Annotated in this window: 28 protein-coding genes and 1 pseudogene; 9 read left to right on the top strand and 20 right to left on the bottom strand. The window is 67.8% G+C overall.

What is annotated here, in order from left to right:
* Positions 1 to 89: 89 nt before the first annotated feature.
* Entirely contained in the window at positions 90 to 1,076 is a 987-nt protein-coding gene (locus AB0E63_RS18675; RefSeq protein ID WP_360367173.1) for a TerC/Alx family metal homeostasis membrane protein, read from the bottom strand.
* A 621-nt stretch (positions 1,077 to 1,697) separates the two neighbouring features.
* On the opposite strand from AB0E63_RS18675, the gene AB0E63_RS18670 reads away from it, so the two are divergent.
* Genes AB0E63_RS18670 through AB0E63_RS18660 form a run of 3 tightly spaced genes read left to right on the top strand, consistent with a single transcriptional unit; the run spans position 1,698 to position 3,373 of the window.
* A complete protein-coding gene (locus AB0E63_RS18670) occupies positions 1,698 to 1,931 on the top strand; it encodes a hypothetical protein (protein WP_360367170.1) in 234 nt (77 codons plus the stop codon).
* Between the two features lie 13 nt (positions 1,932 to 1,944).
* A complete protein-coding gene (locus tag AB0E63_RS18665; protein WP_360367167.1) occupies positions 1,945 to 2,547 on the top strand; it encodes a cell wall protein in 603 nt (200 codons plus the stop codon).
* A gap of 1 nt (position 2,548) precedes the next feature.
* A complete protein-coding gene (locus AB0E63_RS18660; protein WP_360367164.1) occupies positions 2,549 to 3,373 on the top strand; it encodes a MauE/DoxX family redox-associated membrane protein in 825 nt (274 codons plus the stop codon).
* Positions 3,374 to 3,558: 185 nt separating this feature from the next.
* Here AB0E63_RS18660 and AB0E63_RS18655 read toward each other — a convergent pair whose 3' ends face one another.
* The 5 genes from AB0E63_RS18655 to AB0E63_RS18635 form a co-directional block, all read right to left on the bottom strand.
* On the bottom strand, positions 3,559 to 4,416 hold the full coding sequence (locus AB0E63_RS18655) for a haloalkane dehalogenase (protein WP_360367161.1): 858 nt from the start codon (positions 4,414 to 4,416) through the stop codon (positions 3,559 to 3,561).
* A gap of 11 nt (positions 4,417 to 4,427) precedes the next feature.
* Positions 4,428 to 4,874 (bottom strand): MarR family transcriptional regulator, encoded by a 447-nt coding sequence (locus tag AB0E63_RS18650; RefSeq protein WP_360367158.1) that lies wholly within the window; start codon positions 4,872 to 4,874, stop codon positions 4,428 to 4,430.
* A gap of 71 nt (positions 4,875 to 4,945) precedes the next feature.
* Positions 4,946 to 5,521 (bottom strand): NUDIX hydrolase, encoded by a 576-nt coding sequence (locus AB0E63_RS18645; protein ID WP_360367155.1) that lies wholly within the window; start codon positions 5,519 to 5,521, stop codon positions 4,946 to 4,948.
* Positions 5,522 to 5,545: 24 nt separating this feature from the next.
* A complete protein-coding gene (locus AB0E63_RS18640; RefSeq protein ID WP_360367152.1) occupies positions 5,546 to 6,091 on the bottom strand; it encodes a GNAT family N-acetyltransferase in 546 nt (181 codons plus the stop codon).
* A 14-nt stretch (positions 6,092 to 6,105) separates the two neighbouring features.
* On the bottom strand, positions 6,106 to 6,270 hold the full coding sequence (locus AB0E63_RS18635; RefSeq protein ID WP_360367149.1) for a hypothetical protein: 165 nt from the start codon (positions 6,268 to 6,270) through the stop codon (positions 6,106 to 6,108).
* 138 nt (positions 6,271 to 6,408) lie between these two features.
* On the opposite strand from AB0E63_RS18635, the gene AB0E63_RS18630 reads away from it, so the two are divergent.
* Complete coding sequence (locus tag AB0E63_RS18630; protein ID WP_360367146.1) at positions 6,409 to 6,858, top strand: DUF1801 domain-containing protein; 450 nt, start codon at positions 6,409 to 6,411, stop codon at positions 6,856 to 6,858.
* A gap of 241 nt (positions 6,859 to 7,099) precedes the next feature.
* Positions 7,100 to 7,324, top strand: coding sequence for a hypothetical protein (locus tag AB0E63_RS18625; RefSeq protein ID WP_360367143.1), 225 nt, complete (start codon positions 7,100 to 7,102; stop codon positions 7,322 to 7,324).
* 12 nt (positions 7,325 to 7,336) lie between these two features.
* Here AB0E63_RS18625 and AB0E63_RS18620 read toward each other — a convergent pair whose 3' ends face one another.
* Positions 7,337 to 7,825, bottom strand: a complete 489-nt coding sequence (locus tag AB0E63_RS18620; protein ID WP_360367141.1) for a DUF1269 domain-containing protein — start codon at positions 7,823 to 7,825, stop codon at positions 7,337 to 7,339.
* Between the two features lie 122 nt (positions 7,826 to 7,947).
* Between AB0E63_RS18620 and AB0E63_RS18615 the strand changes: the two genes are divergently transcribed.
* On the top strand, positions 7,948 to 11,085 hold the full coding sequence (locus AB0E63_RS18615) for a BTAD domain-containing putative transcriptional regulator (protein ID WP_360367138.1): 3,138 nt from the start codon (positions 7,948 to 7,950) through the stop codon (positions 11,083 to 11,085).
* On the opposite strand, the gene AB0E63_RS18610 is transcribed toward AB0E63_RS18615, so the two are convergent.
* From AB0E63_RS18610 to AB0E63_RS18580, 7 genes are all read right to left on the bottom strand, one after another.
* Positions 11,069 to 11,818, bottom strand: coding sequence for an ABC transporter permease (locus AB0E63_RS18610; RefSeq protein ID WP_360367135.1), 750 nt, complete (start codon positions 11,816 to 11,818; stop codon positions 11,069 to 11,071). The two genes, AB0E63_RS18615 and AB0E63_RS18610, sit on opposite strands and share 17 nt — an antisense overlap.
* Entirely contained in the window at positions 11,815 to 12,756 is a 942-nt protein-coding gene (locus AB0E63_RS18605) for an ATP-binding cassette domain-containing protein (protein WP_360367132.1), read from the bottom strand. The genes AB0E63_RS18610 and AB0E63_RS18605 overlap by 4 nt, the downstream gene beginning before the upstream one ends.
* 113 nt (positions 12,757 to 12,869) lie before the next feature.
* Positions 12,870 to 13,811 carry a GNAT family N-acetyltransferase gene (locus AB0E63_RS18600; RefSeq protein ID WP_360367129.1) on the bottom strand — a complete coding sequence of 314 codons (942 nt, stop codon included), beginning with the start codon at positions 13,809 to 13,811 and terminating at the stop codon, positions 12,870 to 12,872.
* A gap of 155 nt (positions 13,812 to 13,966) precedes the next feature.
* Entirely contained in the window at positions 13,967 to 14,554 is a 588-nt protein-coding gene (locus tag AB0E63_RS18595) for a GNAT family N-acetyltransferase (protein ID WP_360367126.1), read from the bottom strand.
* A 210-nt stretch (positions 14,555 to 14,764) separates the two neighbouring features.
* Positions 14,765 to 15,220 (bottom strand): DUF6325 family protein, encoded by a 456-nt coding sequence (locus AB0E63_RS18590; protein ID WP_360367123.1) that lies wholly within the window; start codon positions 15,218 to 15,220, stop codon positions 14,765 to 14,767.
* A gap of 16 nt (positions 15,221 to 15,236) precedes the next feature.
* Positions 15,237 to 16,736, bottom strand: a complete 1,500-nt coding sequence (locus AB0E63_RS18585; RefSeq protein ID WP_360367120.1) for a DUF2252 domain-containing protein — start codon at positions 16,734 to 16,736, stop codon at positions 15,237 to 15,239.
* A gap of 190 nt (positions 16,737 to 16,926) precedes the next feature.
* Positions 16,927 to 18,507 carry an alkaline phosphatase family protein gene (locus AB0E63_RS18580; protein WP_360367117.1) on the bottom strand — a complete coding sequence of 527 codons (1,581 nt, stop codon included), beginning with the start codon at positions 18,505 to 18,507 and terminating at the stop codon, positions 16,927 to 16,929.
* A gap of 95 nt (positions 18,508 to 18,602) precedes the next feature.
* Between AB0E63_RS18580 and AB0E63_RS18575 the strand changes: the two genes are divergently transcribed.
* Positions 18,603 to 19,376: an aminoglycoside phosphotransferase family protein gene (locus AB0E63_RS18575; protein WP_360367114.1), complete on the top strand. Its 774-nt coding sequence runs from the start codon at positions 18,603 to 18,605 to the stop codon at positions 19,374 to 19,376.
* Positions 19,377 to 19,464: 88 nt separating this feature from the next.
* Here the strand turns inward: AB0E63_RS18575 and AB0E63_RS18570 are convergent, their stop codons facing one another.
* From AB0E63_RS18570 to AB0E63_RS18550, 5 genes are all read right to left on the bottom strand, one after another.
* On the bottom strand, positions 19,465 to 19,824 hold the full coding sequence (locus AB0E63_RS18570; RefSeq protein ID WP_360367112.1) for a YciI family protein: 360 nt from the start codon (positions 19,822 to 19,824) through the stop codon (positions 19,465 to 19,467).
* Between the two features lie 130 nt (positions 19,825 to 19,954).
* Positions 19,955 to 20,524 carry a GNAT family N-acetyltransferase gene (locus AB0E63_RS18565; RefSeq protein WP_360367109.1) on the bottom strand — a complete coding sequence of 190 codons (570 nt, stop codon included), beginning with the start codon at positions 20,522 to 20,524 and terminating at the stop codon, positions 19,955 to 19,957.
* Between the two features lie 68 nt (positions 20,525 to 20,592).
* A complete protein-coding gene (locus tag AB0E63_RS18560; RefSeq protein WP_360367106.1) occupies positions 20,593 to 21,645 on the bottom strand; it encodes a DUF4241 domain-containing protein in 1,053 nt (350 codons plus the stop codon).
* Between the two features lie 91 nt (positions 21,646 to 21,736).
* On the bottom strand, positions 21,737 to 22,495 hold the full coding sequence (locus AB0E63_RS18555; RefSeq protein ID WP_360367104.1) for an MBL fold metallo-hydrolase: 759 nt from the start codon (positions 22,493 to 22,495) through the stop codon (positions 21,737 to 21,739).
* Between the two features lie 168 nt (positions 22,496 to 22,663).
* Positions 22,664 to 23,038 (bottom strand): alpha-isopropylmalate synthase regulatory domain-containing protein, encoded by a 375-nt coding sequence (locus AB0E63_RS18550; protein ID WP_360367101.1) that lies wholly within the window; start codon positions 23,036 to 23,038, stop codon positions 22,664 to 22,666.
* Positions 23,039 to 23,293: 255 nt separating this feature from the next.
* Between AB0E63_RS18550 and AB0E63_RS18545 the strand changes: the two genes are divergently transcribed.
* Both AB0E63_RS18545 and AB0E63_RS18540 read left to right on the top strand, forming a co-directional pair.
* The gene (locus AB0E63_RS18545) at positions 23,294 to 24,307 is read left to right on the top strand and encodes an RNA polymerase subunit sigma-70 (protein WP_360367098.1); all 1,014 of its coding nucleotides are present in this window, start codon (positions 23,294 to 23,296) and stop codon (positions 24,305 to 24,307) included.
* A 94-nt stretch (positions 24,308 to 24,401) separates the two neighbouring features.
* Positions 24,402 to 25,070, top strand: a complete 669-nt coding sequence (locus AB0E63_RS18540) for a DUF6069 family protein (protein ID WP_360367096.1) — start codon at positions 24,402 to 24,404, stop codon at positions 25,068 to 25,070.
* On the opposite strand, the pseudogene AB0E63_RS18535 reads toward AB0E63_RS18540, so the two are convergent.
* Positions 25,058 to 25,309, bottom strand: a pseudogene (locus tag AB0E63_RS18535) (ISAs1 family transposase); the annotation flags it as partial. The gene AB0E63_RS18540 and the pseudogene AB0E63_RS18535 overlap by 13 nt on opposite strands.

The following is a 25,309-nucleotide window of genomic DNA, read 5'->3' as shown; positions in this document are numbered from 1 at the left end:
CCGCCAGCACTCATCAATTGCCGGTTGGCGAGCGGCTCACCGCTCACATCCGGCTCCGGGCCGCGATTGTGAAGTGCTGGCGGTCCGCCTCAGTCGTCGATGCGGACCTTGACCTCGACCTGACGACGGTCGTACGACGACTTGATCAGGCTGGCGACCGTGGTGACGAACAAGGTGCCGACGATGAAGCCGAGCGAGGTCAGGATGCCGATGTGCGGCAGGTGGATCGCCCCGACGTCGTCGATGTGCGAGCCGTGCAGCGCCTCGATGATCAGCTTCACGCCGATGAACGCCAGGATCACCGACAGGCCGACGTTCAGGTAGATGATCCGCTCCAGCAGCCCGCCGATCAGGAAGTACAGCTGCCGCAGGCCCATCAGCGCGAACGCGTTGGCGGTCAGCACGATGTAGGCGTCCTGGGTGAGTCCGAAGATCGCCGGGATCGAGTCGAGCGCGAAGATCACGTTCGCCATCCCGATCGCCGCGATCACGATGACCAGCGGGGTGAGCATCCGGCGGCCATCGGTCTTGGTGACCAGCTTCGCTCCGTCGTAGTCGTGCTGGAGCGGCAGGATCCGGCGCATCCCACGGATGACGACGTTCTCCTGGAAGTCGGTCTCGTCGTTCTCGCCCTCGAGCGCCAGCCGGACCGCGGTGTAGACCAGGAACGCGCCGAAGATGTAGAAGACCCAGCTGGCCGCCGAGATCGCCGCCGCACCGGCCAGGATGAAGACCGCCCGTAGCGCCATCGACACCACGATGCCGATGTAGAGCACCTTGTCCTGAGCCAGGCTCGGTACGGCGAATCGCGCCATGATGATCACGAACACGAACAGGTTGTCGATGCTCAGGCTGTACTCGGTGATGTACCCGGCGACGAACTCCCCGCCGCTCTGCCCCGGACTGAACACGAACAGCCCGACCGCGAACAGACCGGCCAGCCCGACGTAGAACAGCACCCACCGCGTCGCGTCCTTGATCGTCACGGTGTGGTTGCGCCTGGCGATCACGATCAGGTCGAACGCGACGATCCCGAGCAATCCGATGATCGTGAGCACCCAGACAACAGGGGGCATGACTGAGACCATGACAAACCTCCGGACGACGGCGAAGAGCTAGCTCGGTCCGGAGGTCTCTTCCACCCGGATCACTCCGGGCCGGCAGCACCGGTTCGGCCGCCCGGGCCTCCCGTGATGACGACACTGCCGTAGTCGGATCCGCCGAAGCGCGACCCGAGAGGAATACTCCCCTCCACAAACGCACCAACTATATCCAGTACCGATGAATTCCACCGTGCACCGGGTCACATCAGCGCGCTGGCTAGATCGTATACCGCATACAGACTCCAACGCCAGCCCCCGCGCGCCCCGCCGGAGGACTCTAGCCGATCAGGACCATCCACCCCGAGCCACTTGGCAAAAAGTTTCCGTTTCGGGGTTGAGCACTGGGAGTTTCCGCCTGATCGGAGTACAAAAGTTTCTGTAGGTCTTACCGCCCCTAGACCTGGAGGAATTGTCATGGCCGGACTCAACGGCGAAGTCTCATGGTTCTGTTGCGGAAACGCGTGGGGACCCTGCGCGAGCACCGGACGTGGTGCTTGCGGAACCTGTCACTCGGGGAACTTCCAGCACGCGTGGCCGAACGCCTCGGACGCGTGCTACGCCATCACCCATCCGGACACCTGTGGCGTCACCGGGATGTCCCGGCGTACGTGCGGGTTCAAGCACTCCACGACCAACCTGTGCAACAGCAAGCGGGTGGTCACGTCGATCGCGGACTGTGGTCCGCAGACCGACCTGTTCTGTGGTGAACGAGCCTGCTGCGGCGGTACGTGCGCCTCCAACCGGATCGTCGACCTCACTCCGGCCGCGTTCTCGGCGATCGCGAGCCTGAGCGCCGGCCTGATTCCCGCTGCGATCAACGTCGGCTGAGAGGTGAGCTGAGATGACAACCACGATGGACCGCCGTTCCCTGCTCACCCGCGCCGCGCTCGGCGCCACCGGCCTGGTCGCCGCGACGGCGATGGGCTCGCTTGCCCCGGAGACCGCGTTCGCCGCGGCCTCGCAGTTCCCCGAACCGGGACAGCCGGACCCGAACTTCGCCGAAGGCCTGATCATGGGCCGCAACCAGGATCTCCTGCAGGTACAGGGATCCGACGGCCGGATGCACCGGATCCAGCTGACCGGCGTGACCAGTGTCTGGAAGCTCCGGCCGACCACGATCGACCAGGCCCGGATCGGCGACGGCCTGTACGCGCGCGGCGTACTGATGCCGGACGGGACACTGGCGGCCGAGTCGGTGTGGATCAACATCGTCAACCTCACCGTCGCCATCACCTCGATCGGGCGCTCCGGGTTGCAGTTCGACCATCACGGCCAGAAGGTCGTCGGGTACGTCCAGCCCGGGGTCACCGCGGCCGTGTACAACGGCACGCCCGCGGTGTCGGACCTGTCGATGCTCAAGGTCGGCCGGCACGCCCAGGTGATCGGCGCCTGGCGACCGGGGACCAACGAGATCGACATCGCGACGATCTACGCGTCGAACTGACATGGGCGCCCAACAAATGGCGGCCGCCCAGCCGCTCCTGATCGGCTTGCTCCTGCTCTGGACGTCGTACGGCAAGTTCGCCCACGCGGAACAAGCCACTCGTACGGCGTTGCCGCGCTTGGTCGGCGAGTCACGCGCGACCGCGGCGTATCGCGCCGTCGGTGGAGTCGAGGCCCTCATCGCTCTGGCCCTACTGCTCCCACCAGCCTTGAGCATCGAGGCAGCGGCGGCGGTTGCGTTGGCCGTCGGGTTCACCGGCTACCTGATCTACGCCAAGATCGTCGTACCCGAAGCGTCGTGCGGGTGCACCGGCGCGTCGGCCAAACCCATTGACCGGCGGGCGATCGGGCGTGCCTTGTTGCTGCTAGCAACAGCAGCGGTAGCGACCACGCCCGATGCCGGATGGTGGTCAGCCGGTCCGGCTGCGGTAGTGCTCGTCTGTGAGGCGGCCGTCTTCGTCATGCTGTCCGCCGAGCTGGATCGGTACTGGCTGCTGCCGTTGCGCCGACTGCGGCTGCGACTCAGTCATCCGCTCGCGGGTACGGCGACCGACGCCGTACCGCTGGCGGCCACGCAGCGACGGCTGCTGCTCAGCCCCGCGTACCGCTCGGTCGACGGGCTGCTGCGGTCCGACATCCACGACTACTGGGACGACGAGGACTGGCGGTTCGTCAGCTACACCGCCAGGTACGACGGCCGCCCGGCGACCGCCGTCTTCGCCGTACCGCATCATGACTCCACTCCGGAGTCCGTCCGGGTCGCCGTCGTCGACGAGACGTCGGGACTCACCTTGTACCGCCCGACCATGCTGGCCGCTGCCGGGTAACAACCAACGGAGCAAGGCCCCCGCGGACGTCCCGCGGGGGCCTCGTGCTGTTGACACCCCACCCGCAACGGCCGCCGCCACCGACTACCAAGCCGAGGGCGCGACCATCTCGCATGGCGCGGTCGAGTCGAACTTCCCTGACCATCGCGCCCCCGGGGCCAGCTTGTGGCCCCCGGGGGGCGCGGTCAGCGCAGTGCGTGCCGGTCCAGCCAGGCGGAGATCTCAGTCGCGATCTCCTTGGGGCGGTCCTCGGCCGCGTGGTGACCGGCTTCGCCGCCGTGGACGATGTCGAGAGCGGCGATATTGGCGGCGCACCAGTCGGCCACCTCCTTGCCGATGAGCAGGGTGGGCGATCCTTCGAAGGTGATCAGCAGCTTGGGTACGTCGGTGCTGCCGGCCAGCCAGTCGTCGTACTGGTTGATGCGGGCAACGAGTTCGGCCGGGTCGCCGCCGAGCGGCAACTGGCGGGCCCACGCGAGGATCGGGCGGCGGGTCTGTGGCGTCGGGTACGGCGCCAGGTAGGTCCGCAGGTCGTCGTCGCCGACCGGCGTGAGTACGCCGCCGGTGAAGGCCTGGCGGACGAAGAGGTTCTGCTCGAGGACGAGGTCTTCGCCGGGACCTTCGGTTCGGATCAGCCGGGAGCGTTCGCGCGCTTGGGGCGACAGCTCCTCCCAGGCCATCGGCTTCACGATGCTTTCGAAGAACGCGATGCCGATGACGCGGTCGGGATGCCGGGCGGCCCAGTCGAAGGCGAGCGCACCGCCCCAGTCGTGACCGACCAGGATGACCCGGTCGAGCTCCAGCGCGTCGAACCAAGCGTCGAGATAGCGGGCGTGATCGGCGAACGTGTAGGCGATGTCGGGCTTGCCGGAGCGGCCCATTCCGATGAGGTCGGGTGCCAGCAGCCGGCCGCTGCCGACGTACGGCATGACGTTGCGCCAGACGTGGGACGAGGCCGGATTGCCGTGCAGGAAGACGATCGGCGTACCGCTGCCGTTGTCCTCGTAGTGGATTGTCGAATTGTGTACGTCGATCTCGGGCATGGCGGAGTCCTTCACAGTGGAGTGTCGAGGAGTTCGGTGAGGTCGCGCACGAAGTCCTTGGTGCGCGCACCACGGCGACCGCCGAGCGGCGCCAGCAGCTTGTCGAGCAGGCCGGCGACTTCCGCGATGGCGGGCTGGATCGTCTCGCGCCCCTGGTCGGTCAGCTCGAGACGCATCGTGCGGGTGTCGCCGGCATCGCGGGTGCGCTGGATGAGTCCGTCGGCGTCGAGACTGCGGGCCAGCTTGGACACGTACAGCGCCTCCAGCCCGGTGTAGTCGGCCAGCTCCCGCTGACTCGGCACCTGCCCGGCGCGCTCCATCCCGTACAGAGACGCCAGCATGACGTACTGCGCATGGGTCAACCCCACCGGGGCCAACGCCCGATCGACCGCCACCCGCCACTTCATCGACAACCTCCAGACGAGATGCCCAGGAGTCGCGCCACTCACCTTGCTCATGTCAGATACAGTACACGGCTACTAAGTACATGGCTACTATTTTGCTGGCGGCCGGGGGTAGCGGGCTCCGGTCAGCGGCCGAAGTCGGCGTACGTCGCGGTGCCGGTGGTGAGGGAGTGTTGGGCCAGGGCCAGGCGGCGGGTCATGGAGGGGCGGAGGCGAGGGGTTGCCTCGGCGAGGGTGAGGAAGTGGATGGCGCGGACCTCGGTGGGGTCGGGGACCAGGTTGCCGCCCTCGAGTCCGCCGCCCTTGAGTCCGCCATCTTCGAGTCCGCCGTCTTCGAGTCCGCCGTCTTCGAGGTCGCGGCCGAGGATTCCGCCGTCGAAGACGAAGGCGAGGGCGTCGGTCCAGGGGCCGAGGACAGGAACCCAGTCGACGACGAGGAGGGGCCCGATCTCGAGGTCCAGGCCGATCTCTTCCTTCACCTCGCGACGGCAGGCGTCGTACGGCGATTCGTCGTACTCCGCAATGCCGCCGGGGATGTCGAGCGTGGGCTTGTAAGTGGGTTCGATGAAGAGGATGCGCCCACCCCGATCCCGGATCAACGCTCCCCCGGCCACCGTCTTCCTCGGCAATCGGCCCGCGATCCCGGGATTGAACTCCTTCTCCGGTTCACCTTCAGCAGCCAGATCATCCTGTCGGTTCACGGCCCTAGTCTCGTACAAACGGCTCTACGCCGATGGCTGATCGAGGGCGCGCGTCATCCAGATTGTGTTGCCGCGGTCGAGGTCCTCGGTGACTCGATCGCTGCGGTAGAAGTCGAGTTTCTCCAGGACGCGGAACGAGGCCGCGTTCCACTCGCGCACCGTTGCCCACAACCGGCGCCGGCCGGTGCGCGCCGCGGCCTCGACGACTGCGCGCGCCGCCTCGGTGGCGTACCCGTGACCGTGGGCTCGCTGGGCGAGCTCGTACGCGATCTCCGGTTCGTCGAACGACGCGCGGCCGACGGTCAGTCCGCAGTACCCGATGAACTCACCAGTGTCCTTCCGCTCGATCGGCAACAACCCGAGCCCGGGCGCGGCGCTCAGCGGATTGTCGGCGAGCCACCCACGGATCTCGTCCACCGTCGGGTGCCCGTCCGCGTCGATCCGGTGTAACGCCCGCGGATCCCGTTCGGCCCAGAGCGCGCGATACTCGGCTGCGTCCGACGTACGCCAAACCCGCAGACGCAGCCGCTCGGTCACCAACTCCACCGGAAACGCCGCGAAACTCGACACCCCCACAACCTAGATCAACTGGATCGGCCGGCTCCCAGCAGGAGGCCGAGTTCCATCATCATTCCGGCCAGGTCCGGGTACGCGCGGAACTCGACCACCTGGTCGCCTTCGAACCGGGCGAAGCACGCGCCGCGGCCGACGACTCGCCGGCCGGTCGGCGGGATCTGCGCACCGGCCACCCGGTTGCCAGGTCGTCCGATCCCTCACGACCCTGACCTGACTGCGATGCAATCGATCAGTTTTCAAGAAGCGTGGGGCGTCGGCGGGTTCTTAGCATTGGTCTTGTTCACACCGGATCACGCAGACAGGAACCTCTGATGGCCACCACGCGGAAGACCACCTCGAAGACCACCAAGTCGTACGACGGCTTCACCGCCGAGGAACGCGACGCGATGAAGGAGCACGCCAAGGAACTCAAGGCGTCCCGCGGCAAGGCGGAAGACCTGGCCGCCGTCCTGGAGAAGATCGCCGAGATGGACGACGACGACCGTGAGATCGCCGAACGCCTGCACGCCATCATCACGACCAACGCGCCTGAGCTCGCCCCGAAGCTCTGGTACGGCCAGCCCGCGTACGCCAAGAACGGCAAGGTCCTCTGCTTCTTCCAGGCCGCGAGCAAGTTCAACACCCGCTACGCGACCCTCGGTTTCAACGACATCGCAACCCTCGACGACGGCACGATGTGGCCCACCGCCTACGCCCTGACCGACCTGACCCCCACCGTCGAGAAGCACATCACCACACTCATCAAGAAAGCCGTCAGCTGACGCAAACGTCACCCTCGGTTGGCCCGGGGTGACTGGTAGGGATGTGGGACCGTCCTGCCTGACTGGAGTCCCCATGACCTACGGCCCGCCCGAACCGAATGCGTCCTCCGCCCCCACACCGCCGCAACAGCCCTGGACGGGCCAACCGCAACAGCCGTGGACTGACCCGCATGGGCGCACGTGGCCCGGAGGCCCGCCTCCGGCGGCTGCTCCCAAGGGGTCCTGGCCGGCGGTGTTCGCGGTGATCTTCGGGCTCGCGGGCTGCGTGGTGTTCCTGCTGCCGGTCAACATGGACACCTGGCGGGCCTACTCCCCGCTCCCCTTCGCACTCCCCGGGGTGGCCCTCGCGGTCTACGGCTGCATCGGCTCCCGCCGCGGCAAGCCGCTGGCCGCGGTCGGCTGGGTCCTGTCCTCGATCGCCCTGATCCTCAGCCTTTTCATGATCGTCCAGAAATTCACCCACTGACGCCCGGCGGGGTCAGCTGCCTCCGAAGGTCTCCAGGAGTTCCTGGCGCTCGGCGTCGGTGAGGTTCGTGGCGATGAGCTTGCTGTGCATGTTGTGGAAGCGCTCGCCCACCCGGTCGAGATCGCCGTGCTCGGTGACCACGAAGAGGGCCGAGGTCCCCTCGGTCACCTCGGTACGGATCTTCGTCAGTTGCTCCTTGGTGATGCCGGTGTCCTGCGTCATCTTGCTGATCGCGCCGATCGCGGCCCCCGCCACGCCACCGACGACGGGGACGAAGAACAGCGCACCGAGGAGAACTCCCCAGAAAGCCCCCCACCCGGTCCCGCGCCAGGCTTCTTCGTGCGCCTGCTTGGTGGTCGGCTGCGAAGCGCCTTTCGGCCAGGAGACGATCGCGTGGTCGAGGATCTTCACCAGCCCGTCCCGCTCGCAGCCCTTGAGGACCGAGGCGGCGTGCGCGGCGTCCTCCGGGCCCTCGAACTTCCACACCGTAAAGGCGGTCATGACGTACTCCTTGCCTTCGATCCAACCGGGCGCTCCCCATCGTGGGCGCCGGAAGTCAAGGCAACGTCACCCTGCCGGGGTGAATCTGACCCGCCCGCCGCCATGATGGCAAGATCAGCCAGGTGCAGATCGGGATTCTGGGATCATTCGAGGTACGCACGGACGACGGCGTCCTCACCGACGTACCGGGCGCCCGGTTGCGCGGGCTGCTGATCGCTCTCGCGCTCAGGCCGGGTCACATAGTCCCGAAGGCGACGCTCATCGACTGGATCTGGGGTGAGCAGCCGCCCGCAGAAGCGGCGAACGCCCTGCAACGCCTGGCCTCCCGGCTCCGGAAGGTGCTGCCGGAAGGCTCGGTCGAGGGGCAGACGGACGGCTACCGGTTGAGGGTCGATCCCGACGCTGTGGACGCCGTACGGTTCGAACGCCTCCTCGGTCAGGCCCGTAATGACGAGGATCCACGGCGGGTGCGGCTGCTGCGCGAGGCGCTCGGATTGTGGCGCGGTGCTCCCATGCAGGATGTCGGTCTGCAGGACAGTACGGCGTTCGACGCGGCGGTCACCCGGCTCGAGGGGCTCCACCTGGCCGCCCTGGAGGACCGGTTCGATGCGGAGATCAGCCTCGGCAACGGTGCGGAGCTGGTCACGGAACTGACCGACCTGGTGGCCGCGAACCCGGTGCGGGAACGGCTCGTCGCCGCACTGATGCATGCCCTCGCCGCGGCCGGTCGCAACGCGGACGCCTTGCTCGCGTACGAGCGTACGCGGGAAGCGCTGGCCGATGCGCTGGGCGTCGACCCCTCTCCCGAGCTGTCCGCACTGCACGTCGCACTGCTGCGGGGCGAGGTGGGACAGCGTCAGGAGAGCCGGAAAGACAACCTGCGCGCCGAGCTGACCAGCTACGTCGGCAAGGACGCTGACGTCGCCGCGGTCCGCGAACTCGTCGCCGACCATCGGCTGACCACGCTGATCGGGCCGGGCGGCGCGGGGAAGACCCGGCTGGCCACCGAAACCGCGCGTACGCTGCTGGGCGATCTGCCGGATGGCGCCTGGCTGGTGGAGCTCGCGCCCATCGGCGCGGACAGTGACGTGGCGCAGGCGACGCTCGCCGCGCTCCGCCTGCGGGACGCGCTGCTGGGCGAGCCATCGGACGTGGAACCCACTGATCGGGTCATCACCGCATTCCGCGAGCAAGAGGCGCTGCTGATCCTGGACAACTGCGAGCACGTGATCGAGTCGGCGGCGGAGTTCGCCCATCGGGTGCTCGGGGAGTGCCGCCGGCTGCGGATCCTCGCGACCAGCAGGGAACCGCTCGGCATCACCGGCGAGGCGCTGTGGCGGGTCGCGCCGCTGGCCCTGCCCGCGGGCGACACCGACCCCGGCGAGATCGAGTCTTCTCCGGCGGTCCGGCTGCTGCGCGATCGGGCGGAGGCGGTGCGGATGGATCTCGGCACCGACGCCCACACGTTGTCGACCATGGCGCGCGTCTGCCGCGCGTTGGACGGGATGCCGCTGGCGATCGAACTGGCCGCGGCGAGGTTGCGCACCATGTCCCTCGAACAGCTCGCCGACCGGCTCGACGACGTGTTCCGCCTGCTGACCGGCGGCAGCCGGACGGCGCTGCCCCGGCAACGGACGCTGCGGGCGGTGATCGACTGGAGCTGGACCCTGCTCAGCGACGCCGAACGAGTGGTCCTGCGCAGGCTGTCGGTGTTCTCCGGCGGCGCGAGCCTGGAAGCAGCCGAGCGAGTGTGCGCGGGCGACACGGTCGAGTCGTGGCAGGTGCTCGAGTTGCTGACCGCACTGACCGAGAAATCGCTGGTGGTCGCCGATACCGACGACGCGCCGCGGTACCGGATGCTCAGCATGATCAAGGAGTACGCCGGGCAGCGGCTCATGGAAGCGGGGGAATCGGAGCTGGCGCGCAACGCGCATCTCGCCTACTTCACCGAACTCACCGAGACCGCGGAGCCGCATCTTCGCCTCGCCGAGCAGCTGGTCTGGCTTGCCGCGCTCGAGGCTGAGCACGACAACATCGGTGCCGCGATGCGTAACGCGATCGCGGCCGGCGACGGGCCGGCGGCGATGCGGCTCGCTGCGGCCGCCGCCTGGTACTGGTGGCTCAGCGGGCACAAGGCCGAGGGCAACGAAATGCTCCGGGCCGCCATTGAGACGCCTGGTGAGGTGAGCGATGAGATCCGCGCGACGGTATACGCGCTGATCTCGATGTTCGTGAGCTCTGGGCCGGCCGACGAATTCGCGGCGGCGGAGTGGATCCACAAGGCCTACCAGCTCGGCCGGAGCAGTCCGCACTATCACCCGTCGCTGGAGCTGGTCGTCCCGCTGGAACGCATGTTGCAGGAGCCGGGCTCGTTCCTGCCCGCGTGGGAACCCTTGCTGGACAGCGAAAACCCCTGGGTACGCGCGCTGGCCCGGCTCCATCTGGGCAAGATGCGGGTCATGCTCGGCCACGGCGGGCGGGATGCGGACGCGTACCTCGAGACGGCGCTCACCGAGTTCCGGGCACTCGGCGAGCGGTTCGGGATCTCGTTCGCCCTGACCGAACTGGCGGACCGCATCACCATGCGCGGTGAGTTCGCCGCCGCGTGCGAGTACTACGAGCAGGCGGTCGCGGTCGTGACCGAGGTCGGCTCCATGGACGATGTCATCCGGATGCGGGCGCGACAGGCCCAGCTGTACTGGCTCATGGGCGACAAGGACTCCAGCGCGGCCGCCATCGCCGAGGCCGAACGGTGCGCGGAACGGGTCAACTGGCCGGCCACGCTGGCTCAACTCGCCCTCTCGAAGGCGGAACTCGCTCGGTGGAACGGCGACGCCGGGGAGACTTACAAACAGCTCGGCCTCGTGACCAGCCTGCTGGGCGACGAAGCGGAGGGGGCGAACATCCGCGCGTACACCGAGGACCTGCTCGGCTACTTCGCCGAGGATCTCAGCGAGGCCCGCACGCACCGTGCGGCGGCTTGCGAGGCGGCGGCCCAGGCGGGGCACGCACCAGGGATCGCCCAGGTACTCGTCGGGGTCGCGGACCTGGCACTAAGGCTCGACCAGTACGAACAGGCCGCGCGGCTGCTCGGAGCCAGCGCCGGCGTGCTCGGACTGCAGAATCGCTCCTACCCGGATCTCGCCCGGATCGAGCAGGCAGCGCGAAACCGCCTCGGCGACACAGGGTTCGCCGAGGCGGTTCGGGAGGGCACTGAGACGGACTGGACTCAGCTGGTCGAGGTCACGCTCGCTTCTTGAACGTGGACGACGCCCACAGGTATCCGACGAGGGCGATCCCGACGCACCAGGCCAGGGCGGCGATCACGTCGCCGCTCTGCGGTGAGCCGTTGAGGAACCCACGCAGGGTCTCGATGATCGGTGTGAAGGGCTGGTACTCCGCGAACTGCCGGACGCCGGCGCCCATCTTGTCCGCCGGTACGATCGCGCTGCTGAAGAACGGAAGCATGATCAGCGGCACGGCGGCCAGACCCGCGGTTTCCGGAGACTTCGCGGCCATTCCCAAGGCGACCGTGAGCCAGGCGGTCGCGAACCCGAGCAGTACGACGATGCCCAGCACGCCGAGCCAATCGACGAAGCTCGCCGACGGGCTGAATCCCAGCAGGAAGGCCACCCCGATGAGGGCGGCGATGGCGACCAGGTTGGTCAGCACACTGGCGACGACGTGTCCCGTGAGTACCGCACCTCGGGAGACGTCCATGACCTTGAACCGGTTGATGATGCCCTTCGTCATGTCCGAGTTCACCGCGGTAGCGGTGGCTCCGAGGCCGTAGCAGACGGCCAGCAGCATCAGCCCCGGCGTCGCGTAGTCGATGTAGTCGACACCGACGTTGAACGCGTCTCCGAACACGTACACGAACATCAACATCATCACGATCGGCATCAGGACCGCGTTGAACACCGAGGTCGGGTTCCGGGCGATGTGCTTGAAGTCGCGACGCAACATGACGATCGAATGCGACTGGGTGCTCATTTCGCGACTACCTCCGTGGAGTGGCCCGTCAGGGCGAGGAAAACGTCATCAAGGTCAGGGGTGTGCACCGAGAACTCCTCGGCGCTGAGTGCGTATTCGTCGAGCCGGTCGAGCACAGCCCGCAGGGATCTCGTCCCGCCGTCGCTGGGAACCCGCAGGGCCAGTGCCTCGTCGTCCCGCGTGGAGTCGGCGAAGAGTTGCGCGGCCGCGTCGAGTTCGCCGACGGTGCTGAACCTAAGGCGGACGTGCGTACCGGGGAGCTGGCGCTTGAGCTCGTCAGGGGTGCCCTGGGCAACGATGCGGCCCTGGTCGAGAACCGCGATCCGGTCGGCGAGCTGATCGGCCTCGTCGAGGTACTGGGTGGTGAGGAAGATGGTCACGCCATCGGCCACCAACTCGCGGATGATCGTCCACATCGTCCGCCGGCTGCGCGGGTCCAGTCCCGTCGTCGGCTCGTCCAGGAAGATGATCCGCGGGTTGCCGACCAGCGTCATCGCCAGGTCGAGCTTGCGGCGCATACCCCCGGAGTACGTCGAGGCCGGCTTCTGCGCCGACTCCGCCAGGTCGAACCGCTCCAGCAGCTCGGTGACGACACGCTTGCCCTCGCCGGAGCCGATACCGAGCAGATCCACCATCAACTGCAGGTTCTCCTGCCCCGTCAACAGCTCGTCCACCGCCGCGAACTGACCGGTCACCCCGATCACCTTGCGCACCGCCTTGGCCGCGGTCGCGACATCGTGCCCGGCGACGCGGACCGTCCCGCCGTCGGCCGCCATCAGCGTGGTCAGCACGTTCACGGTCGTCGTCTTGCCCGCCCCGTTCGGGCCGAGCAGCGAGAAGACCGTGCCCGCAGGAACATCCAGATCGATGCCGTCGAGGACGGTCTTGTCCTTGAAGGCCTTCCGCAGCCCCGAGACTGCAATCGCCGAAGTTGTCATGCGACAACCATCGCGATCAGCCCAGACACCCCCCTGACACCGCCCTGACACGCCCCCTGTCACACCGGAAGGTCCTCGAAAGGAATCTGTCGGATCAAGGCTGAGGTGCAGGCTCAGAAGTCGATGCGCATGACGGCGCGGCGGTTGCCCGGCCGGCTCACCTCGGCGTACCCGGCATCGGCGAACATGGCGAGAGTGCCGACCGACCCGCCGTCCACGAGGTCCGGGTAGCCCTCCACGGCGCGGGCGCCGCGTTCACGGGCGAACCCGACGGACGCGCGAGCGAGCGCGCGGCTGATCCGTCGGCGCCGGTAGCCGGCGCGGGTGACGAAGCAGGTCACGGCCCAGACGGTGGTGTCGGCCTTGTCCTCGTTGCGGCCCAGCCAGGGGACACGGAAGTCGCGTAGCAGCCTCGGGTGGTCCGCCCGCGGCGCGACGGCGCACCAGCCGACGGGCTCGCTGTCGAGATACGCGACCAGGCCGCTCGTTGCCCGTGCCTTGCGGCTTCCGCAGGCGGTCTGGTCGCGGAGCCGGGCGGCGAGCTCTTCGGGACCCTCAGACGCCCATGATTCCTTGGGCAGCATCCGATACCGCTGGCACCAGCACCGCGCGGTGTCGCCAGACGCGCCGAAGACCGCCTGCAGGTCCTCCCAAGCCGCCTGGTTGGCCGGCACGATCGTGAGCTGCTCGGCGGTGACGGGCTCCCGGGAGCCCGTCGGGCGGGGAGTGCGCACCCGCTTGGCCGGCGGCTGCTTCTGCTGACGGGGCGGCGCGTCGAACGTGAGCCGAACGTCCACCCCGTCGCCTGCATCCAGTCGCTCGGGCTTGCGTACGGCGTCCTTGAGCGGGAGCAGGTAGCCACCGTCCTTCGGCCACAGCGACGTCTTCCACTCGGTGTTGCCGATCCGAGCGCGGATCGGCAACAGCCCCCACCCGTAGCTGGCGGCCAAGGCCACCGCCCGCAGCGCGGCACCTTCCTCCTCCGGCACGGCCACGAAGTAGTACGGCGCCGGACCACGCCACTCGATCACCTCGCCGCTGAACTCTTGCTCCATGACCAGATGCTAGGCCCCATTCCGGACACCCTCCTTCCGGATTCACACGGACAGCAGGTATCAGGTACCGCGGCATCTCATCACTCGTTGTCCCGACGACCTCCCACGGGCCGCCCCTTACCCCTGCAACGAACGCCGCACCCGGATCCGACAGGCTACCGCCAGAAATTCTCAAGATCGGTCGATCCAGGGGGCACGTCGTACGGCGTGACCGCGGACCACATGCCGCACCACTGCTCGGCGCCGTACTTCTCGAACCGCTCCACCTCGGTGAACCCCAGCTTCGCCGCGACCCGCATCGAGCGGCCGTTCGCGGTCTGGGTGTAGAGCACCACCGGCTCGCCGGGAAGCGCGCCGGCGAACCAGTCGAGTACGGCTGCGCACGCCTCGGCGGCATACCCGTATCCCCACGCATCCGGCAGGAACATGTAGCCGAGCACGACCTCCCCGGCATCCGTACGGACGTCACCCGGACGCTCCGCGTCGCGCCGATCGAGCGTGGCCATGCCGATCATCGCTCCGTCGAGATCGACCACGAAAAGGCCAGGGCGCCGCCTGGGCACCTCAGGCACCGCGAGCTCGAGCTCGTCACGCGGTCGAGCGCCGCCGACGTACGTACCCACCTCTGGCGAGGCCAACAGCTCGATGACCGCCGCACGGTCCCGCGCCTCGGGCTCACGGAGCACGAGGCGCTCGGTCTTCATCGGGACAGGTGGCCAGGAGACGGGTCCGAGCTCAGTCATGGCGCGCAACTTACCAACGCGTCGTTCCTGGGTGCTCGGAAGCGTCAGTCGCGGCGGTCCTCGCGATTGTCTTGGCGGTCGTCACGACGGTCGTCACGACGGTCGCGGCGGCGGTTGACGCCATGTGCGACGACCACGGCACCTCCCACGGCCATTGCGGTCCTGCGCCTGCGTCGGGCTGCGAGTGGCATCTCAGGCTCCTTCCTCGGTCTACTTGGTCTCTTCGGCCTCAGCGGCGTCGGCCTCGATGGCGGCGATCACGGCCTGGATCGGGATCCGTCCGCTGGCGGCCAGGTGACCGCCGGCGTGCCGTACTGCCGTACCGAACGGCGCGGCCCACAGGTTCTCCCAGACGAGTACCGCGGCCGAGCTGCCGGGCTCGATGGTCTCGGCGAGGTCCGCGACATCCTGCTCACTGAGCAGCATCGCGATCTCGGTCTCGAACCTCCGCAGCTCCCCGATCTCGGTGTCCTCCAGATCAGCCGCCTCGTACGCCTCCAAGCTGCCGTCCGCATCCTTCATGAGGAACAGCAGGTCGAGGATCCGGATCAGGCCCCGGTCGACATAGTCGGTCAGGATCGGTGCGATCTCTCCGGTCAGCTTGGTACCGGGGAACTCGACGACGACCCAGTCGACCGGACCCAGCTCATCGATGTTGACAGTCATGCTCTACCTCCAGCGGTCAGACCTGTTGGATTGCGTCGATCCGGTTCGAGCTGATGGCTTTGGTGAAGTCTGCGAAGTCCTGGTCGTTCTGGGCGGCGTAGCGTACGGAGAAGTCGGTGATCGACTTGTCGAAGGCATCGTCTTCGCCGAGATAGGCGGCGATGGAGACCGCGTCGCCGGATCGAGCGTGTGCACGGGCCAGGGTCCATCCGCACGTACGGGCGTAGAAGGCCAGCGTCGCGGGCGCCATCAGCTCTACGAGCGCCGAGCCCTTCATGTCGCGCAGTTGGCGCCAGTAGAAGTAGCGGTCGGCCTGAACACCTTTGGACCAGCCCAGGAAGATGTCGCTGCTGGCCTGCATCAATCGCTGGCCCTGCACCACGCGCTCGCCGGCTTGCTTGAACCTGCTCTTGCGCAAGGTTCCTTCGAGAACCGACCGGGTGGCTTCCTTGACTTGGAGGAACAGCGGATCGCCGCGGTCACGGCCCTGCAACAGGACGATGAACGCTCGGGTTCCGACGCTGCCGACGCCGACGACCTTCCGTGCCCAGTCGATGATCTCGAAGCGCTCCAGAAGTTGCCGAAGGTCGGGTCGAAGGGTGGACCGGTAGTCCCGGAACAGGTCGACGACGACCTCCTCGAGAGCCCCGGGCTGCAGGCCGTACGTCGCGTGCAGTTCGCGCGCGGGGACGATGACCGGTGGGACACTGGTGATGCGGTAGCGGCCGTCGACCTCCTCGCTGAGCTTGGAGAGGGCCTGATCGCTGTTGCGGGAGTGCGCCTTCAGCGCGTTCTTCTCGAACCGCTTCTGGGCCTCTTTCACCTGCTTCGGCGTCATTCCGCTCATACCGGCCGGCTCGCCGGCGAGCTTGGTCTTGTCCTTCTTGGATCCCTTGCCTTTGCCCTTTCCGTCGGCTCCGGCGAAGAAGGCGTTCACCGACTCCTTGATCTGCTCCTCGGCGGTGCGGGCGTACCAGACGTCGAGGGTTTTCATGGCGGCGAACTCGGCCATCGCCTCCCGGTAGGACGTGGCACAGGCCTTCGTGATTGCACGAGCATCCGACTCCGAGCAGCCGTTGTTCTGTGCCGCCACCATGAGACTCGCTGCCAGACGTTTGACGTCGTACTCGAACGGGCCCGGAAGGGTCTCGTCGAAGTCGTTGATGTCGAAGAGCAGCGTCCGCTCCGGCGAGGCGTAGACGCCGAAGTTCGACAGGTGGGCGTCCCCGCACAGTTGGACCTCGAGACCGGCCGTCGGTGTCTTGGCAAGGTCCTCGGCCATGATCTTGGCGGCACCGCGGTAGAACGTGAACGGCGAGGCCATCATCCGGCCGTGCCGCACCGGAACCAGGTCCGCGTCACGCCGGAGGTTCTGTTCCTCGATGAGTGCGACAGGGTCCGGCCGGTCCGGCGCGGGCCTCCACCCTTCGTGACTGTCCGGCGACACTCGCGCGCGAGCCTCCAGGCCTCGTGCTTTGCGCTCATCCAGACTCAGATGTTGAACTTTCGTCGGCACGATCGGCCCCCTCCTGTCCTCCGCAGGCGCCGCTCGTCGGACGAGCCGGAGTCCCCCACCCTGCATTCCGCGTACCCGTCCGACGATTCCGCAGATCTCGGCCCACAACATCACCCCTGCGGGAGGATTGGCGTACGTCGCAGGCCCGAAGCGGGCCGGGCGGCCGACCAAATCGCCGGTCCGACTCGGCTCAGTGGCTATCGCCTGAGGCCAGCTGGGGGAAGTAGTGGAAGGCGACGTCCCTGATGACGTCGACGATGAGTTGCGGCGTTAGTTCGGCGGAAGGGTCGTCCAGTTGCGATGGGAGTTCGACCCCCAACTGTCTGGCGTGCTCGATGATGCCGGGTGCGACGTCCTTGCCCAGATAGCCCAGGGCCTTGCCCATGGTTTTGTAGTCGATCGTCCAGGCCGGCAGCGGCTGGGCCGCGACGGTGACCCAGGTCTGCGGATCGCGCGGTGTGCCGCGGGTGAACACGTGGTCGAAAGTGCGTGCCGAGGCATCACGCTGGGTGAACGGCGCGCCGAGGTCCCAGGCCTTGCGCAGCGTCGCGATCAGCGAGGTGTGCCGGTACTCCTCGTTGTACACCGAACCCGGCTCGACCCATGGCGACACGACGATGGCGGGAACGCGGTAGCCGGAACGGTCGAACGTGAAGCCGAACTCACCCGCCGGTGCGGCCGGATCGGGCGGCGGGACCGGCCCCGGGGGCACATGGTCGTAGGTTCCGCCTGGCTCGTCCCACCCGATCAGCAAGGTGGTGTTCCAGACGTTGGCACCCGACTCTGCAGTGGCGGACCGGTAGGCGTTGAAGACCCGCTCCAGGAACGCCTCGCCGCCCAGCATTGCCGACGACGGGTCCAGACCGATATCGACGTTGCCGCCGAAAAACGACCGGCCGAACGCCGGATGGTAGTCGCCGTGACCCGCGATCATGTCCGGCTCGATCAGCGAGAAATCGGGCAGGGTCCCGGCCGCAGCGTCCTTCTCGAACTCCGAGAACCGCACGAAGTGCGTCGCCAGCCTGTCCTTCAGCCGGGGATAGTGGATGACACCGGTGAACGACAAGCACATCGGCTCCATCACATAGACCTTCCAGGTCCTGCCGTGCTGCTCGAGCCGCTCGAAGATCGTCTCCGCGTCGTTCTTCGTGAACCACTTTCGCACCGGGCTGTTCACGACCAGCCCCGACGACGTCGCCGCCGTCCAGAACGACCGGTTCATGAACGTCTGCGACGGCACCTCGGAGAACCAGTGGTCGAACACCCCGAACTCACGCGCGATGCCGCTCAGCACCGGCAGCTGCTGCGGGGTGTAGCCGGTCATGATCTGGGCGTACTCGTCGTAAGTCGGCTGCCGCCCGACTTCGGCGGTGAACGTGCTGATGTAGTCGGCGACGAACCCATCCATGGCCGGAACCGCACCTGGCGGCGGCGCGTTCCACGGTGCGGTCACGCCCTCGCCGATCTTGAACCGGTTGTGGTCATCGATCGCGCCGAACAGCTGCGTGTTGGTGTGGTACCACTCCTCACCCGAGTCCGGGTTAGGGGAATCCAGGTCGGTAGTGACGCCGTACGGCACCACCGTGCGGCCGGCGCCGTGCTCCGCCCATTCGGGGATCGGGTTGCTCAGCTCCTTCCCGATGACGCCCTCGAAGGCCTTGCCATCCTCCGGCCCGTACAGGCGGCCCAGCACGTTGTCCAGGGACCGGTTCTCGAACAGCACGACCACTACATGATCGAGCGCATTAGTGCGGTTAGCTGAGCCGGGCATTCCCGCCTCCACTCGTCAGAGGACGTTCCGGGTTTCATCCCACCCCATGATCGGTTGCCGCTCCTTCACCCCGAACGGATGATTGCGTAATCCCGATGACGTCGGTGGTCATCCCCGCGATAATCGCCGACGTGGATGAGGTCGAGGTCGTCGTCGCCCATAACGAGCGCGCGACTCTGCGCGTCGGTGACGTGTTCCTGAAGATCGACGCTGATCAGACGAACATCGACGTCGAGGTCGAGGCGATGGCCCTGGCGCCGGTCCCGACTCCGGACATCCTGTGGCGCAAGCCGTCCGTACTCGCGCTCGCCGCCGTCCCGGGGACGGCACTCGGCCGCCTCGGCGAGCCGTCGACCGCGTCACCGGCGGCGTGGGCCGCGGCGGGTGCCGCCGTACGGATGCTGCACGACGCGCCACTGCCACCCTGGCCCGGTCGAAGCCGCGACGAGCTCGCAGCGCGCCTCGACGGCGAATGCGAGTGGCTCATCACCAACGGCGTCCTTCCCACCGACTTGGTCACCCGCAACCGCGAGATTGCCGAGGCCGCGCTCCGGCCGTGGACGCCGGTGTTCACGCACGGCGACCTGCAGATCACCCACGTCTTCGTCGACGGCGACAAGGTCACCGGCGTGATCGACTGGTCCGAGGCGAGCCAGGGCGACGCCCTGTTCGACCTCGCCATCCTGACGCTCGGACACGAGGAGCACCTTGCCGACATCGTCGCCGGGTACGGCGCCGACGTCGACCTCGACGTGATCCGCGCGTGGTGGTCATTGCGAAGCCTGAGCGCCGCCCGCTGGCTCGTCGAGCACGGCTTCGACCCGTCCTCGCCAGGCTGCGAGTTCGACGTACTGAAATCCGGGATGTGAGCCGCACCAGCCCGCCGGCGGTCCTTCCGAGCAGTCCGCGACCTCATTGTCGAACGGCCGTCGTTCCACGATGAGGTCGCGGTCGACGTCACTCGGTCCGAGGCCGCGGCTTGAAGCGGCGAACCTCATGCGGCCAACCGCATGCCTCCGCGACCTTGCCCGCCCACATCTTCGCGGCCTCGTCGTCGGCCACGTCCACCAGAGCGAACCCGCCCAGAAACTCCTTGGTCTCGACGTATGGTCCGTCGGTGACCAACACATCGCCACCGGTGGGGTCGGCGTTGTAGACCGGGCCGTCCTCCTCCTCCAGCCCCCCAGCGAAGACGTAAACGCCGGCAGCCTTCATCTCGTCCACTGCCGCCATGGCGAGTGGCCCGCGCCCGCGGAACCACTCCTCGGTGTGGTCACCCACCCACTGCTGGTTGAAGTAGATGAGGTACTCAGGCATGTCTGCTCCTTCGGCTCGAGCGGACCCACTGTCCGCCTCCACCAACGCAACGAACGGCGTCCGGTGGATACGACAGGCTATCGGCAAGACTTTTCACGAGACCGGCGCTGCGCTGAGCACGACGACCCGGCTAACGGTGCAGGAGTTCGCGTCTCATCACGGGCCGGGCTGGGAAGGTGCGTCCGATCTCGGCGAACCCGGCCCGCCGAAACATGGCAAGAGTTCCAGTGAAGACGGCAGCTGGTGACGGGGTTCCGGCGAGCCCGTCGGTGTCAACGGGGTAACCGTCGAGTACCGAGGCGCCGTGTTGCGCCGCCCAGTCCACAGCGGCCTCGAGCAGCGCGACTCCGATGCCGCTCCCACGGTGTTCGCGGCGCACCACGAAGCAGGACACCCACCACGCGTCCGGATCTTCATCAAGGACGCGGGCAAGTACCCGGTTCTCGGTGATCCCCGGCAGCGTCGAGCGCGGCACCACCCGCGTCCAGCCGACCACGTCGTCATCGACGACGGCCAACAGACCGACCGGCAGATCTGCTTCGAGGACTTCACGTTGCAGCGCGCTCCGGTTGTCGGGCTCCTGGTGCCGGCAAAACCGTTGGCACCAGCACGATGCGGGGTTCTTCTCCCGGGGGCCGAAGACCCGCCCGAGTTTCGGCCACATCTCAGCAGTCGCCGGCACCACACGCACCGTCCTCATCCGTCCGGATCCCCTCTGTCCGTCGCTCTGGATTGCCTCACCAAGACGCTAGACCTCGGTCAGCCAGGTCACACCGTCGCGGTCGACTCTTTGTCCACGGCGAGGACGAGAAAGTCGACTACGAGGGCGACCAGCGTGCCGTCAGTGGCGACACCCCAGTAACACGGATATGCGCCGTCCCCGTAGCCGCTGGTAACCATGGCCGAATCGGTCACGTCACCGAGCAGACTGAAGGTCGTGCCTGGGGCGACCTCGAGTCCTTCGGTCTGGCGAACGTACAACTCCTCCGCCCACTGCGCCTCGCAGCGAACGAGGTTCGCCAGGTCGAGAATTGCCACATTTCCGGCGTCAACGCCGATGATATGTGTCCCATCTATGCGTTTCGCGGGGTGCCAGGTGGCTGCGGGGAGGTCTGAGAGCCGAAGGCGCAGCGCGACGTTTGTCTGCGCAACCGTGGCCACCTCGACCGGGTACGTCCCAGCAGGCACTCGCCGGGCGAGCGGTTCGTGGTCGAAGCCGATGTAGCCGAAGTCGCGGACGGTCAGCACACCCGAGCGGCAGGTGATGTCCCCGAGTCGATGCACATCGAGGGTCGCCGGCTCGCCGAACGGCGCGACCGTACGACCGGCTACGAACAGGCTCGGGATGTTCAACTCGACATCGGCGTCGATCGCCTCGAGGGAGCCTTCGGTCTGCGGAGCGCTCAGCAGCCGTTGGGCTTCGACCTTGTCGATCAGCGGGACTCCCGGCGGATCAAGGAATGACAGGATCCGGCCGATACGCCACTGCTCCTCACGAAGCACAAGTCGGTACTCGAAGTACCTGCGCTGCCCACCGTGCTCGACTACCGATCGCACGCTTACCTGGTCGTCGTGACCGATGACCTCGGTGATGGACTCGCTCGCAGGACTGTGTGCCGGACGGCTGGACAGGACGCCTTCCTCGCCGGTTTGCGTGCCAGGCAGACAGTGGGAATCGACCAACTGGGCCAGTTCGGCTCGCCACGCCTCCGAGAAGGCCGGGTCCAAGGAGAAGTCCGTCCCGGCCCATCCTGCTCGCTCCCACGCCTGATGGAAGTCTGCGATGAAGGCCTCGATACGAGCCTGCGCGTCGGGGATCATCGCCCGAGGCTACTCAGCTGAGGAGGCCAACAGCGTCCGGTACGTCGCCGTCGATCGGAGGCTCACCGGTTGGCGACCATGACGCCTGAGTTCATTCCGATGAGTGGCGGGCCTGCTGCAGGTTCGACTCGTGGGGGCCGGAGAGCCAGTCTTGCGCCAGACGCGCGTCGACCGGGTCCTCTCCTCGCCGCAGCGCGTCGATGTAGGCCTGATCGGCGGCCAGGCGGGCCGCCACCTCGGGACCCTCGGCAACGGCCCCGTGGCCGGGGACGACGACAGCTACGTGCCGGGCAGCCTCACCGAGCCGGTCGAGTGCCGTCTCATAGGCGCCCACCTGATCGGGGCGGCGAGCGTCGAGGAGCGGGATCAGGACGTCGGAGAGCATGTCGCCGGCGAGCAGGACGCCACGGTCCGCGAGGAGCACCGCGGCGTGGCCGATGGCGTGCGCCTGATGCTCGATGATCTCGCCCGGCACGGGTCCCCCGTCCGCGGGCAGCGGGGTGAGAAGCCCGATCAGCTCCAGAGGAATGCCCGACGCGCTCTCCGCCGCCATCGCCTGCGCCCGCTCTCGGGCTTCACTGGCAACCTGGACGCCGCCGGCGGTGGCATAGCGCGGCACGTCGCCGAACCGGGAATGCCACAGCAGGTGGTCCCAGTGGGGATGGGTGGAGAACCCGGCGACCACCGCAATGCCGAGCCGGTCCACGTCATCGGCGAGCTGGCCCAGATCGGAACCGTCGATGCCGGGATCGACCAGGACCAACCCATCTTCCCCGCGCACCACGACGGCGTTGCTCCAGACCCACTCGCTCTGCCGCACCCAGACTCCGTCGGCCACCTCATTCAGCATGAGTGCACCTTGTCAGGCGTCTCCGACAGACGCGAGCAGCGACGCCCTTCGGATCCGGATTCGGGACCGGCAGGCCCGACCGAGCCACCGTCCGGGGACTCACGCACCGCAGCGGGCGGCGGAACCCGCGGCGCTCGCGCTCACGGGACCACGGTCATCTCACTGGTCTCAGCCCCGTGCCGGCGGCTTCGCGTTGTACTGGTTGAGGGCCGCGACGAGGGCGAGCCCGGCGGCCTCCACGACATCCGTGGACGACGCCCGTACCGCAACCCTGCGGCCCGGCAGCTCCACCTCGAGCTCGACCTCTCCGACAGCCTCGCTGCCCGGGCCGACCGAGTACGCCCGGAACGCGACTACCCGCGCCTCCACGCCCGTCGCCTGCGAGATCGACTGGCACACCGCGTCGACGAGCCCGGTGCCGGAACCCTCAGCGTGCACCTGTTCCCCAGCCCGGGCGAGCTTCACGTTGGCACGCGGCCCGTCCTGCGTACCCCCGGAGTACGTGATGCCGTCGAGCTGCCAGCCGGTGGACGACTCCGTCATGCGATCCCCCTCGATGTCCAGCAAAACCAGGGTCAGTACGGTCCTCGAAGCATATTGCGCCCGCCCCTTAAGCCGGAGCCTAACCGTTCCCACCTGCGAACGGCCCCACAAACAAATCTCGACCACCAGACGACAGCCGGTTGACCGCCGAGGAGCCGTCACTGGATCAGCCGTGCCGACCGACCGAGTGATGAGTTATCCCGCCCGCACCCGTCATACCTACAACGCGACACGACGAGACGGAAGGATGACGTTATGAGTGCGGAAACGCGGCTGGAGGAGCTGGGCGTGAACGGTCTGGGCGGGAGCGGGCTGGGCGAGGTCGATGAGCCGGCGTTCTCGGGGCTGGCGGAGCGGCACCGCCGAGAGCTGCACGTGCACTGCTACCGGATGCTCGGGTCGTTCCAGGACGCCGAGGACACCGTGCAGGAGACGTTCCTGCGTGCCTGGCGGCGGCGGGAGACCTTCGAGGGGCGGTCGACGTTCCGGGCCTGGCTGTACCGGATCGCCACCAACGCCTGCCTGGACCTGCTCGCTGAGCGCCGCCCGGAGCCCGCGACCGGCGGCGAGGTGCTGTGGCTGCAGCCCTACCCGGACCGGCTGCTCGACGAGCTGCCCGCGGACGACGCGGACGAGCCGGAGACCGTCGCCGTCGCGCGGGAGACGATCGAGCTGGCGTACCTGGTCGCGGTCCAGCACCTCGCGCCGCGCCCGCGGGCCGTGCTGATCCTGCGGGATGTACTCGGCTGGCCGGCGAAGGACGTCGCGGAGCTCCTCGGCGACTCCGTCAACTCCGTGAACAGCGCGCTGCAGCGGGCCCGCGCCGGCCTGCGGGAGCACCTGCCCGCCGAGCGGCAGGACTGGACCGGCGGCGAGGAGGACGCCGGGACGCGCGAGCTGGTACGCCGTTTTACCGAGGCCAGCGTGGCCACGGACATCCCGGCGCTCGCCTCGATGGTGCGGGATGACGTCCGATCCTCGATGCCGCCCACGCCGGGCCTGTACGTCGGCCGCGACATGGTGGTGAAGTACTGGATCGAGAGCGGCTTCGAGGGCATGACGGGCCTGCGCGCCGTACCCACCTCCGTGAACCGGCAGCCCGCCGTCGCCTTCTACCACTGGCGGCAACAGGAGGACGCGTACCTGCCGCTGACGATCGACGCCCTGCGCATCACCGGCGGGGCCATCAGCGAAATCGTCACGTTCCACGCCGACCAGTTTTCACGGCTCGGGCTGCCGGAGCGCCTGCCGGCGGACGGCACAGAGTAGTCCCGGTGCGGACGCTCGCACTGCGCGGTGGCGAGCGTGTCGCGGTGGTCGCACCGGAGTGGTACGACGCGTTCGGCGTCGTACCCGCGGGCGGGTGCAGCTGGAGCTGCGCGACGGCGAGCCCGGGCCGGTCCTCGGACGCGACGCCGGGTTCTGGCTCCGCGGCACGGGCGTCCGCGCCCTGCGGAACCCCGGCCGTTGCACGGCGAGGGTGCGCATCGTCACGCCCAGAGCAAGGACCGTCAACACACCCCGTACGCCAGTTACCGAATGGTGGAGGAACGACATGAACAGCATGAAAAACAGCGAAATCGTCGCAGGCCCGGCATCGGGCCAGACCACCCACACCCACCGACTGCACGGGCTCGCCGGCACAGGCTTCATCGCCACGCTCGCAGCGATGGCGGCCACCACCCTCGCCGCTGCGCTTGCCCAGGCCGTCGGCGTCGACTTCGAGATCCCCGATGGTGGCGAAACGATCCCGTTGGCCGGGTTCGCCGTGGTGACCGGCTTCTTCTCGGTCGTGGGCATCGCCATTGCCGTCGCTCTTCTTCGTTGGAGCGCTCGCCCCGCCCAGAGATTCCTATGGACGACAGTGTCGCTGACCGCGATCTCGTTCGTCCCGCCCCTGCTCTCCGGGGCAAACACCGCCACCATCACCGCCCTCCTCGGATTACATCTCGTCGCTGCGACAGTGATGATCCCCACCCTCGCGAGGAGCCTCCGCACCCAGGGACGCGGCATAGTCGCTCATGCGGCTTGAAGGAGCCTGAGGGTGCGTTGCGGGTCGCGGGCGTGGTGCCTGTTCGCTGCGGCGATGTTGTCGTGTCCGTCGAGGCGCAGCAGGCTGATTGCGAGGCTGCGTAGGGTGGCCATCACTCGGGGTGCGTTTCCCGTCCTGACCAGAGACTTGTCTTCTTGGTAGGTCACGTCGCGGACCCAGTGCAGACGGTTCTCGATGTGCCAGTGCCCGCGCACCCAGGCGGCCAGCGTTGCGGGATC

The organism is Kribbella sp. NPDC026596 (assembly GCF_040638415.1).
In the GTDB taxonomy this organism is placed as follows: domain Bacteria; phylum Actinomycetota; class Actinomycetes; order Propionibacteriales; family Kribbellaceae; genus Kribbella.
The sequence above is the reverse complement of the archived record's forward strand: the minus strand, read 5'-3'. Positions and strand labels throughout refer to the sequence as shown.

Excerpts from the sequence above, each read along its gene's own strand:
- AB0E63_RS18675 (WP_360367173.1), bottom strand. The coding sequence starts at position 1,076 with ATGCCCCCTGTTGTCTGGGTGCTCACGATCATCGGATTGCTCGGGATC.
- AB0E63_RS18670 (WP_360367170.1), top strand. The coding sequence starts at position 1,698 with ATGTCCCGGCGTACGTGCGGGTTCAAGCACTCCACGACCAACCTGTGC.
- AB0E63_RS18665 (WP_360367167.1), top strand. The coding sequence starts at position 1,945 with ATGACAACCACGATGGACCGCCGTTCCCTGCTCACCCGCGCCGCGCTC.
- AB0E63_RS18660 (WP_360367164.1), top strand. The coding sequence starts at position 2,549 with ATGGGCGCCCAACAAATGGCGGCCGCCCAGCCGCTCCTGATCGGCTTG.
- AB0E63_RS18655 (WP_360367161.1), bottom strand. The coding sequence starts at position 4,416 with ATGCCCGAGATCGACGTACACAATTCGACAATCCACTACGAGGACAAC.
- AB0E63_RS18650 (WP_360367158.1), bottom strand. The coding sequence starts at position 4,874 with ATGAGCAAGGTGAGTGGCGCGACTCCTGGGCATCTCGTCTGGAGGTTG.
- AB0E63_RS18630 (WP_360367146.1), top strand. The coding sequence starts at position 6,409 with ATGGCCACCACGCGGAAGACCACCTCGAAGACCACCAAGTCGTACGAC.
- AB0E63_RS18620 (WP_360367141.1), bottom strand. The coding sequence starts at position 7,825 with ATGACCGCCTTTACGGTGTGGAAGTTCGAGGGCCCGGAGGACGCCGCG.
- AB0E63_RS18610 (WP_360367135.1), bottom strand. The coding sequence starts at position 11,818 with ATGAGCACCCAGTCGCATTCGATCGTCATGTTGCGTCGCGACTTCAAG.
- AB0E63_RS18605 (WP_360367132.1), bottom strand. The coding sequence starts at position 12,756 with ATGACAACTTCGGCGATTGCAGTCTCGGGGCTGCGGAAGGCCTTCAAG.
- AB0E63_RS18600 (WP_360367129.1), bottom strand. The coding sequence starts at position 13,811 with ATGGAGCAAGAGTTCAGCGGCGAGGTGATCGAGTGGCGTGGTCCGGCG.
- AB0E63_RS18595 (WP_360367126.1), bottom strand. The coding sequence starts at position 14,554 with ATGACTGAGCTCGGACCCGTCTCCTGGCCACCTGTCCCGATGAAGACC.
- AB0E63_RS18590 (WP_360367123.1), bottom strand. The coding sequence starts at position 15,220 with ATGACTGTCAACATCGATGAGCTGGGTCCGGTCGACTGGGTCGTCGTC.
- AB0E63_RS18580 (WP_360367117.1), bottom strand. The coding sequence starts at position 18,507 with ATGCCCGGCTCAGCTAACCGCACTAATGCGCTCGATCATGTAGTGGTC.
- AB0E63_RS18575 (WP_360367114.1), top strand. The coding sequence starts at position 18,603 with ATGACGTCGGTGGTCATCCCCGCGATAATCGCCGACGTGGATGAGGTC.
- AB0E63_RS18570 (WP_360367112.1), bottom strand. The coding sequence starts at position 19,824 with ATGCCTGAGTACCTCATCTACTTCAACCAGCAGTGGGTGGGTGACCAC.
- AB0E63_RS18565 (WP_360367109.1), bottom strand. The coding sequence starts at position 20,524 with ATGAGGACGGTGCGTGTGGTGCCGGCGACTGCTGAGATGTGGCCGAAA.
- AB0E63_RS18560 (WP_360367106.1), bottom strand. The coding sequence starts at position 21,645 with ATGATCCCCGACGCGCAGGCTCGTATCGAGGCCTTCATCGCAGACTTC.
- AB0E63_RS18555 (WP_360367104.1), bottom strand. The coding sequence starts at position 22,495 with ATGCTGAATGAGGTGGCCGACGGAGTCTGGGTGCGGCAGAGCGAGTGG.
- AB0E63_RS18550 (WP_360367101.1), bottom strand. The coding sequence starts at position 23,038 with ATGACGGAGTCGTCCACCGGCTGGCAGCTCGACGGCATCACGTACTCC.
- AB0E63_RS18545 (WP_360367098.1), top strand. The coding sequence starts at position 23,294 with ATGAGTGCGGAAACGCGGCTGGAGGAGCTGGGCGTGAACGGTCTGGGC.